General features: G+C 68.2%; 12 protein-coding genes. 5 read left to right on the top strand and 7 right to left on the bottom strand.

Translation table 11 applies throughout. The features are described from left to right. The first annotated feature begins 63 nt into the window (after window positions 1–63). From A5708_RS24955 to A5708_RS24945, 3 genes are all read left to right on the top strand, one after another. Window positions 64–1,458 carry an ATP-binding protein gene (locus A5708_RS24955; RefSeq protein WP_065031176.1) on the top strand — a complete coding sequence of 465 codons (1,395 nt, stop codon included), beginning with the start codon at window positions 64–66 and terminating at the stop codon, window positions 1,456–1,458. After that, on the top strand, window positions 1,451–3,430 hold the full coding sequence (locus tag A5708_RS24950) for a vWA domain-containing protein (protein ID WP_065031175.1): 1,980 nt from the start codon (window positions 1,451–1,453) through the stop codon (window positions 3,428–3,430). Before A5708_RS24955 ends, A5708_RS24950 begins: the two co-directional genes overlap by 8 nt. Before the next feature lie 75 nt (window positions 3,431–3,505). After that, entirely contained in the window at window positions 3,506–4,354 is an 849-nt protein-coding gene (locus A5708_RS24945) for an aldo/keto reductase (RefSeq protein ID WP_065031174.1), read from the top strand. A gap of 9 nt (window positions 4,355–4,363) precedes the next feature. Here A5708_RS24945 and A5708_RS24940 read toward each other — a convergent pair whose 3' ends face one another. The 7 genes from A5708_RS24940 to A5708_RS24910 all read right to left on the bottom strand — a co-directional run bounded on the left by A5708_RS24940 (window position 4,364) and on the right by A5708_RS24910 (window position 13,665). After that, window positions 4,364–4,966 (bottom strand): DUF1707 SHOCT-like domain-containing protein, encoded by a 603-nt coding sequence (locus A5708_RS24940; RefSeq protein WP_065031173.1) that lies wholly within the window; start codon window positions 4,964–4,966, stop codon window positions 4,364–4,366. 133 nt (window positions 4,967–5,099) lie between these two features. Continuing rightward, window positions 5,100–6,041, bottom strand: coding sequence for an enoyl-CoA hydratase family protein (locus A5708_RS24935; protein WP_065031172.1), 942 nt, complete (start codon window positions 6,039–6,041; stop codon window positions 5,100–5,102). Then, complete coding sequence (locus A5708_RS24930; RefSeq protein WP_065031171.1) at window positions 6,041–7,207, bottom strand: acyl-CoA dehydrogenase family protein; 1,167 nt, start codon at window positions 7,205–7,207, stop codon at window positions 6,041–6,043. The genes A5708_RS24935 and A5708_RS24930 overlap by 1 nt, the downstream gene beginning before the upstream one ends. Beyond that, window positions 7,204–9,192, bottom strand: coding sequence for an acetyl/propionyl/methylcrotonyl-CoA carboxylase subunit alpha (locus A5708_RS24925; RefSeq protein WP_065031170.1), 1,989 nt, complete (start codon window positions 9,190–9,192; stop codon window positions 7,204–7,206). The genes A5708_RS24930 and A5708_RS24925 overlap by 4 nt, the downstream gene beginning before the upstream one ends. A gap of 5 nt (window positions 9,193–9,197) precedes the next feature. Continuing rightward, entirely contained in the window at window positions 9,198–10,787 is a 1,590-nt protein-coding gene (locus A5708_RS24920) for an acyl-CoA carboxylase subunit beta (RefSeq protein WP_155766182.1), read from the bottom strand. 2 nt (window positions 10,788–10,789) lie between these two features. Next, complete coding sequence (locus tag A5708_RS24915) at window positions 10,790–11,938, bottom strand: acyl-CoA dehydrogenase family protein (protein WP_065031168.1); 1,149 nt, start codon at window positions 11,936–11,938, stop codon at window positions 10,790–10,792. After that, on the bottom strand, window positions 11,935–13,665 hold the full coding sequence (locus tag A5708_RS24910) for an acyclic terpene utilization AtuA family protein (RefSeq protein WP_065031167.1): 1,731 nt from the start codon (window positions 13,663–13,665) through the stop codon (window positions 11,935–11,937). Before A5708_RS24910 ends, A5708_RS24915 begins: the two co-directional genes overlap by 4 nt. A gap of 268 nt (window positions 13,666–13,933) precedes the next feature. Between A5708_RS24910 and rpmF the strand changes: the two genes are divergently transcribed. Together rpmF and mprA are read left to right on the top strand one after the other, a co-directional pair. Further along, window positions 13,934–14,107, top strand: coding sequence for a 50S ribosomal protein L32 (rpmF, locus tag A5708_RS24905; protein ID WP_003872812.1), 174 nt, complete (start codon window positions 13,934–13,936; stop codon window positions 14,105–14,107). Between the two features lie 112 nt (window positions 14,108–14,219). Further along, complete coding sequence (gene mprA, locus A5708_RS24900) at window positions 14,220–14,909, top strand: two-component system response regulator MprA (RefSeq protein ID WP_065031166.1); 690 nt, start codon at window positions 14,220–14,222, stop codon at window positions 14,907–14,909. Window positions 14,910–14,916 lie beyond the last annotated feature (7 nt).

Genomic DNA, 14,916 nt, shown 5'->3' with positions numbered 1-14,916 from the left:
TGTCAATAAGCGTGTAGTGAACGCCCTTGGCATGACTCGTGAGAGCGCGCGTCGTAGCGTGGAGTGGTGACGTCACCGAGCAACCTGCCCCGCACAGTCGGCGAACTGCGTGCCGCCGGTCATCGTGAACGGGGAGTCAAGCAGGAAATACGCGAAAATCTGCTCACCGCTTTAGCCGACGGGCCGGATAGCGCAGACATCTGGCCGGGCATTCTGGGATTCGACGACACCGTCTTGCCCCAGCTGGAGCGGGCGCTGATCGCGGGCCACGACTTCGTTCTGCTCGGTGAACGCGGCCAGGGCAAGACCCGGCTGCTGCGCGCGCTGACGGGATTGCTCGACGAGTGGACGCCGGTGATCGCCGGGGCCGAACTGGGTGAGCACCCGTTCTCGCCGATCACGCCGGAGTCCATCCGCAAGGCCGCCACCCTGGGCGACGACCTGCCGATCGAATGGAAGCACCGCAGCGAGCGCTACACCGAAAAGCTCGCCACCCCGGACACCAGCGTCGCCGACCTGGTCGGCGACATCGACCCGATCAAGGTGGCCGAGGGCCGCAGCCTGGGCGACCCGGAGACCATCGCCTACGGCCTGATCCCGCGCGCGCACCGCGGCATCGTCGCGGTCAACGAACTGCCCGACCTCGCCGAGCGGATCCAGGTGTCGATGCTCAACGTGATGGAGGAACGCGACATCCAGGTCCGCGGTTACACGCTCCGTCTCCCGCTGGACGTGCTGGTGGTCGCCAGCGCCAACCCCGAGGACTACACCAACCGGGGCCGCATCATCACCCCGCTCAAAGACCGTTTCGGCGCGGAGATCCGGACCCACTATCCGCTGGAGCTGGACGCGGAAGTGGGCGTGATCGCGCAGGAAGCGCACCTGTCGGCCCAGGTTCCCGACTACCTGATGCAGATCATCGCGCGGTTCGCCCGCTACCTGCGGGAGTCCAACTCCGTCGATCAACGCTCCGGGGTGTCGGCACGGTTCGCGATTGCCGCGGCCGAGACCGTCGCCGCCGCCGCGCGGCATCGCGGTGCCGTGCTGGGGGAGACCGATCCGGTGGCCCGGGTTGTCGACCTGGGCACGGTGATCGACGTCCTGCGCGGCAAGCTGGAATTCGAGTCCGGCGAGGAGGGCCGCGAGCAGGCCGTGCTCGAACACCTGCTGCGGCGCGCGACCGCGGACACCGCGTCGCGGGTGCTGGGCGGCATCGACGTCGGTTCACTGGTGAGCGCGGTCGAGGGCGGTTCGGCGGTGACGACGGGTGAGCGGGTATCGGCCAAGGACGTGCTGGCCGCGGTCCCGAACCTGCCCGTAGTGGACAAGGTGGCGGCCAAGCTCGGTGCGCAGTCGGAAGGCGAACGCGCCGCGGCGCTGGAACTGGCGCTCGAGGCCCTATATCTGGCCAAGCGCATCGACAAGGTATCCGGGGAGGGTCAAACCGTCTATGGCTAAAGGGCATTCCTCGCGCTACTCGGCGTATACCGGCGGGCCCGACCCGCTGGCGCCGCCGGTGGATCTGCGCGAGGCGCTCGAACAGATCGGCCAGGATGTCATGGCCGGCACGTCACCGCGCCGTGCGCTGTCGGAGCTGCTGCGCCGCGGCACCAAGAACCTGCCCGGTGCCGACCGGCTGGCCGCCGAGGCCAACCGGCGGCGACGGGATTTGTTGCGGCGCAATAACTTAGACGGAACCTTGCAGGAGATCAAGAAACTCCTGGACGAGGCCGTGCTGGCCGAACGCAAGGAACTGGCCCGCGCGCTCGACGACGACGCCCGCTTCGGCGAACTGCAACTGGACGCGCTGCCGTCGTCGCCGGCCAAGGCCGTCCAGGAGCTCTCCGACTACAACTGGCGCAGCGGCGAGGCGCGCCAAAAGTACGACCAGATCAAGGATCTGCTCGGCCGCGAGATGCTCGACCAACGCTTCGCGGGCATGAAGCAGGCCCTGGAAGGCGCCACCGACGAGGATCGCCAGCGGGTCAACGACATGGTCAACGACCTCAACGACCTGCTGGACAAGCACGCCCGCGGCGAGGACACCCAGCAAGACTTCGAAAATTTCATGGACAAGCACGGCGAGTTCTTCCCGGAGAACCCGCAGAACGTCGATGAGCTGCTGGACTCCCTGGCCAAGCGTGCCGCCGCCGCGCAGCGCTTCCGCAACAGCCTGAGCGCCGAGCAGCGCGCAGAGCTGGATGCGTTGGCGCAGCAGGCTTTTGGCTCGCCCTCGCTGATGCAGGCGCTGAACCGGCTCGATGCGCACCTGCAGGCGGCCCGGCCCGGGGAGGACTGGAGCGGGTCCGAACAGTTCTCGGGTGACAACCCGTTCGGGATGGGGGAGGGCACCCAGGCGCTGTCCGACATCGCCGAGCTGGAGCAACTGGCCGAGCAACTCTCGCAGAGCTATCCGGGCGCCACCATGGACGACGTCGACCTGGACGCGCTGGCGCGCCAGCTCGGTGACGAGGCGGCCGTCGACGCCCGGACGCTCGCCGAATTGGAACGCGCGCTGGTCAATCAGGGGTTCTTGGATCGCGGCTCCGACGGCCAGTGGCGGCTGTCACCGAAGGCCATGCGCCGACTCGGCGAGACCGCGCTACGCGATGTAGCACAACAACTTTCCGGTCGCCGCGGGGAGCGCGACCATCGGCGTGCCGGAGCGGCCGGCGAACTCACCGGCGCCACCCGGCCCTGGCAGTTCGGCGACACCGAGCCGTGGAACATCTCCCGCACGTTGACCAATGCCGTTCTGCGGCAATCGGGAACCGCCACCCTGGATGGCCCGGACGGACGAGTGAAGATCACCGTCGACGACGTTGAGGTCTCCGAGACCGAGACGCGTACGCAGGCCGCGGTCGCGCTGCTGGTCGATACCTCGTTCTCCATGGTGATGGAGAATCGCTGGCTGCCCATGAAGCAGACGGCGCTGGCGCTGAACCATCTTGTGTGCACGCGCTTTCGCTCGGATGCCTTGCAGATCATCGCTTTTGGCCGATACGCCCGGACCGTGACCGCCGCCGAGCTCACCGGCCTCGAGGGAGTCTACGAGCAGGGGACGAATCTGCATCACGCGCTGGCGCTGGCCGGTCGCCATCTGCGTCGCCATCCCAACGCGCAGCCCGTGGTGCTAGTGGTGACCGACGGCGAGCCGACCGCGCACCTGGAGGATTTCGACGGCGACGGCACGACCGTGTTCTTCGACTATCCGCCGCATCCGCGGACCATCGCCCACACCGTGCGCGGCTTCGACGAGATGGCGCGGCTGGGCGCCCAGATCACCATTTTCCGACTGGGCAGCGACCCGGGCCTGGCCCGGTTCATCGACCAGGTCGCCCGGCGGGTCGAGGGACGGGTCGTGGTGCCCGATCTCGACGGATTAGGAGCGGCCGTGGTCGGCGACTACCTGCGGTCTCGCCGACGCTGATCGCCGCGCTGGGCAACCCCGGTCAGGGGTAGGCGTGCTTTGGACTGGGTACAGGGACTCAAAAGGAGGAGACGTATGAGCCAGGTTCCAACGATCAAACTCAATGACGGGGTCAGCATCCCGCAGCTGGGCTTCGGGGTGTTCCAGATCAAGCCCGACGAGACCGCGGCGGCGGTGAAGACGGCGCTCGAGATCGGATACCGCCACATCGACACCGCAGAAATGTACGGCAACGAAAAGGAAGTCGCACAAGGCATTCGCGATGCGGGTCTCGACCGCGGCGATGTCTTCGTCACCAGCAAGCTCAACAACGGATTTCACAGGCCCGATGACGCGCGCCGCGCCTTCGACGAGACGCTGAAGAAGCTGGATTCCGACTACGTCGATCTGTTCCTCATCCATTGGCCACTGCCCACGCTCTACGACGGCGACTTCGTCTCGACGTGGAAAGTGTTCGAGGAGTTCGCGCGCGATGGCCGCGCTCGCAGCATTGGTGTGTCGAATTTCCAAGTCGCACATCTGGATCGGCTCGCCAACGAGACCGACACCGTCCCGTCGGTCAACCAGGTCGAGGTGCATCCCTATTTCGGCAACGACGAAGTCCGGGCCTACGGGCGCGAGCACGGCATCGCCACCGAGGCGTGGGCACCCATCGCACAGGGCAAGGTGCTCGACGATCCGGTGATCAACCGCGTCGCCGATGCGCGCGGCAAGTCGGCGGCGCAGGTGGTGTTGCGCTGGCACATTCAGCGCGGCGACATCGTCTTCCCGAAATCGGTGACGCCGGAACGCGTCAAAGAGAACTTCGAGCTGTTCGACTTCGAGCTGGACGACTCCGACATGGACGCGATCTCCGCGCTGAACAAGGGTGAGTCGGGACGCAACGGCCCCAACCCCGACACGTTCGATTACGTGCCCGACTGAAACGTCTTGCTAGCCGCGCGGCCGGCGGGCCTTGCGGATGATGCCGACCCCGCCCCACAGCGAGAAGCCGCGGATGTGGACGGTCGGCGCCCCGGGCGTGCCCTTTCCGAGGACGGCGCGGTCGAAGTTGCCCATCACGCCGCGGCCGTGCACCTCGACGTTGACCTCGGGCGGCAGCAAAATGTTCTGCACACCCATAATCGACATCGCATGAATGTCGACCTCGGTCGAGGTGAAGTCGGCGTAGCGCAGATCGACCACCCCGCTGCCCCACAGGGTGAAGGTGGTGAGCTTCTTCGGGACGTTCCATCGGCCGCGGCGCTCGAAGCCGCTCATCAATGCCAGCAGTAGCGTCGAGGGCGCCGGATTGGGCTTGCCGCCACGGCGGGGACTGATCGGCGTCCCCGGCAGATCGGCCCGCAGCTGATCCAGTTCCTCGTACGTGGTGGCCGCATAAGCCCTGGTCAGGCGGTCCTCGTAGTCGTTGAGCTGCAGGCGTCCCTGTTCGGCCGCATACGCGAGCAACTGCGCGATCTGGATGCGATCGGTGTCAGCCGCGCGCGACGGCTCGCCGCGCGTGTCCTCCGCATCCCGTTGCGTTGAGTTGCTCATCACCCACGAGCCTACGACGTCCAGGTTTTGCTGCAAGAGGATTGGCTAAACTGCAACCTTGCGCCGGTCCGCGCCGCGCCGCCGGCCATCCGGCCGGGCCCTTTGTTTGACATCTGGCTAACTTCTCGGCTGGCTAACTCGTCCAGTTGGGCGGCCGCTTCTCCAGGAACGCCAGCATGCCTTCGCGCGCTTCGCCGGACACGAACAGCCGGGCCGATTCCTCGGCGAGCCGCTCGGCGTCGCGGTCGAACCCGTCCAGCACCGCGGCGGTGGTCAGTGCCTTGGAGGCCGCGAGGCCTTGCGGCGAACCGCGGCCGATGTCGGAGACCAGTTTGTCGACCGCGGCGTCGACGTCCTCGGCGGCCTCGGTGATCAGTCCGATCTCGGCCGCCCGGCCGGCGTCGAACGTCTCGCCGGACAGGTAGTAGCGCGCCGCGGCCCGCGCCGACAGTTTCGGCAGCAGCGTCAACGAGATGATCGCCGGGGCGACGCCGATCCGGGCCTCGGTCAGCGCGAAGGTGCTGCGTGGGCCGGCGACCGCGAGATCGCAGGCACCCACCAGACCGAATCCGCCTGCGCGGACGTGCCCGTTGATCGCGGCGATCACCGGCAGCGGCGAGGAGACGATGGCCCGCATCAAGGCGGCCATCTCCCGGGCCCGCTCGACCGCCATGTCGTACGCCGACGGTGGCGACCCGCTTCGCCCGGCTACGCCGCCCTCGCGATCGCCACGCGCGGATGGTGGCGACCCGCTTCGCCCGGCTGCGCCGCGCTCGCGATCGCCACTGGCCGACGGTGGCGACCCGCTTCGCCCGGCTACGCCGCCCTCGCGATCGCCACTAGGGTCGCCGTCGCCGGCCTCGCTCAGATCCGCACCGGCACAGAAGGTGCCGCCGGTGTGGCCCAGCACCACCACCCGCACGGCCGGATCGGCCGAGGCATCGCGCAGTCCCTGATGCAGCTGGTTGACCAGCCTGGTGGAGAGCGCGTTGCGGTTGTGCGGTGAGTTCAGTGTCAGCCGCGCGTACGGGCCGCCCGTGTCGGCGGGGCCGGCGTATTCGACGAGCGCGTCCATCAGTAGCTGCGGGGCAGGCCAAGCGATGTCTGCGCGACGAAGTTCAGCACCATCTCGCGGCTGACCGGAGCGATGCGGCCCAGCCGCGCCGAGGTCAGCATCGCGGCCACGCCGTACTCCTTGGTCAGCCCGTTGCCACCCATCGACTGAACAGCCTGGTCCACCGACCGCGTGGCCGCCTCGGCCGCAGCGTATTTCGCCATGTTCGCGGCCTCGGCAGCACCCATGTCGTTGCCCGAGTCGTACAGGGTGGCGGCCTTCTGCAGCATCAGCTTGGCCAGCTCGACCTCGATGTGGCACTGCGCCAACGGATGTGAGAGGCCCTGGTGCGCGCCGATCGGTGTGCCCCACACCTGGCGGGTTTTGACGTAATCCGCCGCCTTGCCGAGGGCGAACCGTCCCATCCCCACCGAGCTCGCCGCGCCCATGATGCGTTCGGGGTTGAGCCCGGCGAAAAGCTGTGCGATGGCGGCGTCTTCGGCGCCGACCAGCGCGTCGCTGGGCAGCCGAACGTCGTCGAGGAAGACCTGGAACTGGCGTTCGGGGCTGATCAGTTCCATTTCGATTGGCGTGTAGGTGAATCCGGGCGCGTCGGTGGGCACCACGAACAGCGCGGGGCGCAGCTTGCCGGTCTTGGCCTCTTCGGTGCGGGCCACCACGAGCACCGCCTGCGCCTGGTCGATGCCGGAGATGTAGACCTTCTGGCCCTTGAGGATCCAGTCGCTGCCGTCGCGGCGGGCGGTGGTGGTGATCTTGTGCGAGTTGGAGCCAGCGTCGGGCTCGGTGATGGCGAACGCCATCGTCAGCGTGCCGTCGGCGATGCCGGGGATCCAGCGCTTCTTCTGCTCCTCGGTGCCGAACTTGCTGATGATGGTGCCGTTGATGGCGGGCGAGACCACCATCAGCAGCAGCGCGCTACCCGCGGCCGCCATCTCCTCCATGACCAGCGACAGCTCGTACATTCCGGCGCCGCCACCGCCGTACTCCTCGGGCAGGTTCACTCCGAGGAAGCCGAGTTTGCCGGCCTCGGACCATAATTCGTCGGTGTGCTCTTGGGCGCGGGCCTTGCGCAGGTAGTACTCGCTGCCGTAGTTCGCTGCCCACGCCGCCACCGATTTGCGTAGGGCCTGACGCTCCTCGCTTTCGATGAAGCTGGTGTCGGTCATGCTTGATCCCCTTCTGATTGCGGCGCTTCCACTCTTGCCAGCACGGCGCCGACTTCGACTTGCTGACCGGTCTTGACGTTGAGTTCGGCGAGTACCCCGTCGACCGGGGCGGCGATGGTGTGTTCCATCTTCATGGCTTCCAGCCAGATCAGTGGCTGGCCGGCGGTGACGGTGTCGCCGATCGCGGCGCCGAGCCGGATGACGCTGCCGGGCATGGGTGCCACCAGCGAGCCCTTTTCGACCGTCGAACCGGGCTCGGGGAAGCGCGGCAGCGCGACCAGGTGCACGGCTCCGCGTGCGGAATCGACGTAGACGTCGGAATCGCCCGCGTCGTACCGGCGCACCGAGAAGCTGTGGTCGACGCCGTCGGCCCGCAGCACCACGTCCTGCGCCGTGGCCGACACAAGCCGCACCGAGGGGTCGTCAGGGAGCGCCAATCCGGTTCTGCTGAACCGGTATTGCACCCGATGCTCGTCACCCTGGTCGTCGCGATAGTCCTTGACCTGATGTCCCGACGCCAGGTTGCGCCAGCCGCTGGGGACGGCGCCCAACACCGGGGCGACGGCGCGGTTGTGCGCGGCGTCGGCGAGCGCGCCCGCGATGGCGGACAGGCGGATTACCGTGGCGTCGCCGAGCGGCGCCGCCAGCCGCGCCAGGTCGTGGGTATCGAAAAACGCGGTGTCGGTGGCACCGTCGAGGAACGCCGGATGCCGCAGCACGTTCACCAGTAGATCGCGGTTGGTGCGCACCCCGTGCACGCGGGCGCGGGCCAGCGCATCGGCGAGCACCAGCGCCGCCTGACGGCGCGTCGGGGCGTAGGAGATGACCTTGGCCAGCATCGGGTCGTAGTGGATCGAGACGGTGAACCCGTCGACGATGCCGGAATCCAGCCGGATCCCGGTCCGGTGTCCCAGCGAGCTGAACTCGGTCCGGACCGACGGCACGTCGAATGCGTGCACCCGGCCGGCCTGCGGCTGCCAGTTCTTGGCGGGGTCCTCGGCGTAGAGCCGGGCCTCGATCGAATGTCCTTGGGCGGCAGGCGGTTGCACGTCGAGACGCTCGCCGTCGGCGACGGCGAGCTGCAGTTCGACGAGGTCGAGCCCGGTGGTCTCCTCGGTGACCGGGTGTTCGACCTGCAGCCGGGTGTTCATCTCCAGGAAGTAGAACTCGCCGTCGTCGTCGGCCAGGAACTCCACCGTCCCGGCCCCGGTGTACCCGATGGCTTCGGCGGCCAGCCGGGCCGCGTCGAACAGCTTGGCGCGCATGCCGGGTGTTCGCTCCACCAGCGGCGAGGGCGCCTCCTCGATGATCTTCTGGTGGCGGCGCTGAATCGAGCATTCGCGTTCGCCGACCGCCCACACGGTGCCGTGGGTGTCGGCCATGACCTGAACCTCGATGTGGTGCCCGGTGGGCAGATAGCGCTCGCAGAACACCGTCGGGTCACCGAACGCGGACTGCGCCTCGCGGCTCGCAGCGGCGACTTCGCCTGCTAGAGCGGACAATTCGCGGACCACCCGCATGCCGCGGCCACCGCCGCCGGCGGAGGCCTTGACCAGCACCGGCAGCTGCGCCTGGGTGACGGCGTCGGGGTCGAGCTCGTCGAGCACCGGTACCCCGGCCGCGGCCATCAGCTTTTTGGACTCGATCTTGGAGCCCATCGCGCGCACCGCGTCCACCGGCGGGCCGACCCACGTCAGGCCGGCGTCCTGGACGGCAGCCGCGAATTCGGCGTTCTCCGAGAGGAACCCGTAGCCGGGGTGTATCGCGTCGGCGCCCGCGGCGCGGGCGGCCGCGATGATGGCCGCGGCGTTGAGGTAGTCGTTGGTCTTGTCCAGCCGCACCCGGGCATCGGCCTCGGCGACGTGCGCCGCGCCGGAGTCGGGTTCGGTGTAGACGGCGACGGTGCCCAGGCCGAGCCGGCGGCAGGTGGCGAACACCCGCCGGGCGATCTCGCCCCGGTTGGCGACCAGAACTCGAGTGATCATGGGGCTCACATCCGGAAGACGCCGAAGTTCGACGTCCCCTTGATCGGGCCATTGGCGATGGCGGACAGACACATTCCCAATACGGTGCGGGTGTCGCGCGGGTCGATCACCCCGTCGTCGTAGAGCATCCCGGACAGCACCAGCGGCAGCGACTCGGCTTCGATCTGGCCCTCGACCGCGGCCCGCATCGCCGCGTCGGCGTCCTCGTCGACCTGCTGGCCGCGCGCCTCGGCGGCCGCGCGGGCGACGATCGACAACACCCCCGACAGCTGGGCGCCCCCCATCACCGCGGACTTGGAGGTCGGCCATGCGAAGAGGAACCGCGGGTCGTAGGCGCGCCCGCACATGCCGTAGTGGCCCGCGCCGTAGGACGCGCCGATCAACAGAGAGATGTGCGGGACGGTCGAATTGGACACGGCGTTGATCATCATCGAGCCGTGCTTGATCATCCCGCCCTCTTCGTAATCCTTGCCCACCATGTAGCCGGTGGTGTTGTGCAAGAACAACAGTGGCGTGTTGGAGCGGTTGGCCAGCTGGATGAACTGGGTGGCCTTCTGGGACTCCTCGCTGAACAGCACGCCGCGCGCGTTGGCCAGGATGCCGATCGGATAGCCGTGTAACTGGGCCCAGCCCGTCGCCAATGACGAGCCGTACAGCGGCTTGAATTCGTCGAATTCGGAGCCGTCGACGATGCGGGCGATCACTTCCCGCGGATCGAAGGGGATGCGCAGGTCCGCGGGCACGATGCCGATGAGCTCCTCGGTGTCGAAGAGCGGCGCGGTGACCGGTTTGGGTTTCGGCCCCTGCTTGACCCAGTTCAGCCGGGCGACGACGCGGCGGCCGATCCGGATCGCGTCGAGTTCGTCGACGGCGAAGTAATCGGCCAAACCCGAGACCCGGGCATGCATTTCGGCGCCGCCGAGCGATTCGTCGTCGGATTCCTCACCGGTGGCCATCTTCACCAGCGGGGGACCCGCGAGGAAGACCTTGGAGCGTTCCTTGATCATCACCACGTGGTCGGACATGCCCGGGACGTAGGCGCCGCCCGCGGTGGAGTTGCCGAACACCAATGCGATGGTAGGGATCCCGGCCGCCGACAGCCGGGTCAGGTCGCGGAACATCCGGCCGCCCGGAATGAAAATCTCCTTCTGCGTGGGCAGGTCCGCGCCGCCGGATTCCACCAGGGAGATGACCGGTAGCCGGTTTTCGAAGGCGATCTGGTTGGCCCGCAGGATCTTCTTCAGGGTCCACGGGTTGCTGGTGCCGCCTTTGACCGTCGGGTCGTTGGCGACGATCATGCATTCGACGCCTTCCACCACGCCGATGCCCGTGACCGTGCTGGCGCCGACCTTGAAGGCGCTGCCCCACGCCGCCAGCGGACTGAGCTCCAGGAACGGCGAGTCCTGGTCGACCAGCAGTTCGATGCGTTCGCGTGCCGTGAGCTTGCCGCGATCATGATGGCGTTCAACGTATTTGGCCCCGCCGCCAGCCAGCGCATTGGCCAGCTCGGTGTCGATCTCCTCGAGTTTGGTGATCGCCGCCGCGGCGGCGTCGGTGAAGACGGGGGCCTCGGCGTCGAGGGTGGACTGCAGCACGGTCATGATTGGAATCCCAGCAGTTTGGCGGACAGTGCGGTGAGGATCTCGGTGGTCCCACCGCCGATGCCCAGGATTCTCATGTCCCGGTATTGGCGTTCCACCTCGGATTCGGCCATATAGCCCATCCCGCCGAACAGCTGGACGGCCTGGTTCGCCACCCATTCGCCGGCCTCGACCGCGGTGTTCTTGGCGAAACACACCTGCGGAATCAAGTTGGTCTCGCCGGCGAGCTGTCGCTCCACCACGCTGCGCGAGTAGACCCGGGCGACGTCGATGCGGCGGGCCATCTCGGCCAGCGTGTTCTGCACCGACTGCCGCGATATCAATGGGCGGCCGAACGTTTCGCGGTCGCGACACCATTGCACCGTCAGGTCCAGACAGCGCTGCGCGCTCGAATAAGCCTGTGCGGCAAGGCCGATTCGTTCGGAGACGAAGGCCTGCGCGATCTGGGCGAAGCCGCTGTTCTCGGCGCCGACCAGGTTGGCCACCGGCACGCGGGCGTCGGTATACGACAGCTCGGCGGTGTCCGATGACCGCCAGCCCATCTTGTCCAGCTTGCGGGTTACCTCGAAGCCCGGCGTGCCCTTCTCGACCACCAGCAGTGAAACCCCGCCCGCGCCGGCGCCTCCGGTGCGTACCGCGGTGACCACGTAGTCGGCGCGTACCCCAGAGGTGATGTAGGTCTTGGCGCCGTTGACGACGTAATGGTCACCGTCGCGCACCGCCGAGGTCCTCAGATGCCCGACGTCGGAACCGCCGCCGGGTTCGGTGATGGCCAGTGAACCGATCATCTCGCCGGCCAGCGTCGGGCGGACGAACTCATCGATCAGCCGCTGATCGCCCGAGGCGATCATGTGCGGCACGGCGATGCCGCAGGTGAATAGCGACGCGAAGACACCGCCCGGCGCTCCGGCCTGATGCATCTCCTCGCAGATGATCACTGCGTCGGCGCCGTCGCCGCCACCGCCACCGACCGATTCGGGGAAGCCCGCTCCCAGCAGCCCGGCGGCCCCGGCGCTGCGGTGCAATTCGCGCGGCAGGTCGCCGGTGCGCTCCCACTCGTCAACGTGGGGCAGGATCTCGCGTTCTGCGAACGAGCGCACCGTCTTTCGCAGCTGTTCGCGCTCTGGCGTGGTCCAAAGATTCACAGCAGACTCTCCGGGATGTCGAGGTAGCGGCCGCGGAGCCATTCGCCCAGCCCCTTGGCCTGGGGATCGAATCGTGCCTGGTAGGCGACGCCCTGGCCGAGGATGCCGTCGATGACGAAGTTGACCGCCCGCAGGTTCGGCAGCAGGTGGCGGGTGACGTCGAAGTCCGCGGCCTCGGGCAGCAGCTCCTCGAGTAGCTCGACGGTCAAAGTGTTGGCCAGCCAGCGCCATTGCTCGTCGGTGCGCACCCAGACCCCGACGTTCGCCGAGCCGCCCTTGTCGCCGCTGCGCGCCCCGGCGATGCGGCCCAGCGGCACCCGCCGGGTCGGGCCGGCCGGCAGCGGTTCCGGGAGCGGTGGCGTGGTGGCCGGGGATAGCTCCAAAGTCTCTGTGGCGCAGGGGATATCGACACGGGATCCGTCGGCGTGCACTGCGACGTGTGGTACCTGATCGGCGGCGACGTATCCCGGGGTGAACACGCCGTAGACCTGGCCATCGCCCGGCGGGGCGGTCACGTGAAATCCTGGATAGCTGGCCAACGCCAATTCGACAGCGGCTGAGGAGAATTGGCGCCCGACATTGGCGGGATCGGGGTCGCGCACGACGCAGTGCAGCAGAGCGCTGGCGGCCTCTTCGGTGTCGGCGTCAGGGTGGTCGGTGCGGGCCAGCGACCACTGCAGTTCGGCGGGCTTGACGTTGAGCGCGGCGTCGAGTTGCCGGCGTATCAGGTCGGCCTTGGCCTCGATGTCCAGGCCGGTCAGCACGAAGGTCATCGAGTTGCGGAACCCGCCGATGCTGTTCATCGACACCTTGTAGGTGGGTGGCGGGGCCTCGCCGCGTGCCCCGCTGATGCGCACCCGGTCGGGCCCGTCGGACGACAACTCGACGCTGTCCATCCGGGCAGTGACGTCGGGATTGGCGTAGCGCGGACCGGTGATTTCGTAGAGCAGTTGTGCGGTGACGGTGTCGACGCTGACCAGGCCGCCGGTGCCCGGGTGTTTGGTGATCACCGAGGATCCGTCGGCGCTGACCTCGGCCAGGGGGAAACCGGCTTGGGTGAGATCGGCGACCTCGGTGAAGAACGAGTAGTTGCCGCCGGTGGCCTGCGCCCCGCACTCGATGACGTGGCCGGCGACGACGGCGCCGGCGAGCCGGTCGTAGTCGGTGCGGTCCCACCCGAAGTGCGCGGCGGCCGCGCCGACGATCACCGAGGCATCGGTGACGCGGCCGGTGACGACCACGTCGGCGCCGTCGTCGAGGCAGTCGACGATTCCCCAGGCGCCCAGGTACGCGTTCGCGGTCAGCGGGCTGCCCAGGCCGAGTTCGGCGGCACGCGACAACAGATCGTCGCCCTCCACGTGGGCGATCCGGGCGTCGATGCCCAGCCGGTCGGCCAGCGCGCGTATCGCGTCGGCCAGGCCGGCCGGGTTGAGGCCGCCGGCGTTGGCGACGATGCGGACACCGCGGTCGCGGGCCTCGCCGAGGCAGTCCTCGAGCTGGGTCAGAAACGTCTTGGCGTAGCCGCGCTCGGGGTGTTTCATCCGGTCCCGGCCCAGGATCAGCATGGTGAGTTCGGCCAGGTAGTCGCCGGTGAGGTAATCGACGTCACCACCGGTGAGCATCTCGCGCATGGCCGACAGCCGGTCGCCGTAGAACCCCGAACAGTTCGCGATCCGGACGGCGCCGGAACTGTCCGAGGCGCCGGAAGCGCCGGAAGCAGAGGCCATGCCTGTCCTCCATTCGGGGATTCACCGGTTCGGACCCACCAACCAACCGGTAGGTTAGCGGGTACCGTCGGTGTCACGTCAAGGATCCCACTTCGGAACGGGGCGCCCGCGCCGCGCCGGCGGGCAGGGGATCGGCGCGCGGACGTCCATTTTGGCCACAGGCGGACCAGCGACTATCCTGATGTGCGATCGTCGCCCGTTCGGCCCACCGGCCACGCCGCGCGACATGCCGAACTGCAAGTCCCACATTGAGGAGTTAGGCCCGACCATGGCCGTACCCAAGCGCAGAATGTCGCGCGCGAACACCCGTAGCCGGCGCGCGCAGTGGAAGGCCGAGAAGACCGAACTCGTCGGTGTGACGGTCGCAGGTCAGCGGCACAAAGTGCCGCGGCGGCTGCTCAAGGCGGCCCGCCTCGGGCTGATCGACCTCGACCGCCGCTAGCCCGGTGGCGGCGGCCCGCCGCGCCCGGCTTCGCCGCGCTTGCGGCCGCCGCTAGCCCCCGCCCGGCGCGCCTCTCAGGTCAGTCTCAGGCGGTGGGACGAAACTAGGGTCCGTGCGAATACTGGTCGTCGACGATGATCGCGCGGTGCGCGAGTCGCTGCGTAGGTCGTTGTCCTTCAACGGCTACTCCGTTGAGTTGGCCCATGACGGGGTCGAAGCCCTCGAGCTGATCGCGAACGAGCGGCCCGATGCCCTCGTCCTGGATGTGATGATGCCGCGCCTGGACGGCCTCGAGGTGTGCCGTCAGCTCCGTAGCACCGGCGACGACCTGCCCATCCTGGTGCTCACCGCGCGCGATTCGGTGTCGGAGCGGGTCGCCGGCCTGGACGCCGGCGCCGACGACTATCTGCCGAAGCCGTTCGCCCTGGAAGAGCTGTTGGCCCGGATGCGGGCGCTGCTGCGCCGCACCAAGCCGGAGGACGAGGACGCCGATTCGGTGGCGATGACGTTCTCGGACCTGACACTGGATCCGGTGACCCGCGAGGTCACCCGCGGTCAGCGCCGGATCAGCCTGACCCGCACCGAGTTCGCGCTGCTGGAAATGCTGATCGCCAATCCGCGCCGGGTGCTCACCCGCAGCCGCATCCTCGAGGAGGTCTGGGGATTCGATTTCCCCACCTCGGGCAACGCGCTGGAGGTCTACGTGGGCTATCTGCGGCGCAAGACCGAAGCCGATGGGGAGCCGCGTCTGATCCACACCGTGCGGGGTGTGGGTTACGTCCTTCGGGAGACGCCCCCGTGACAATGCG

The sequence above is a fragment of the Mycobacterium colombiense genome, assembly GCF_001672755.1.
Classification (GTDB): domain Bacteria; phylum Actinomycetota; class Actinomycetes; order Mycobacteriales; family Mycobacteriaceae; genus Mycobacterium; species Mycobacterium colombiense_C.
The sequence above is the reverse complement of the archived record's forward strand: the minus strand, read 5'-3'. Positions and strand labels throughout refer to the sequence as shown.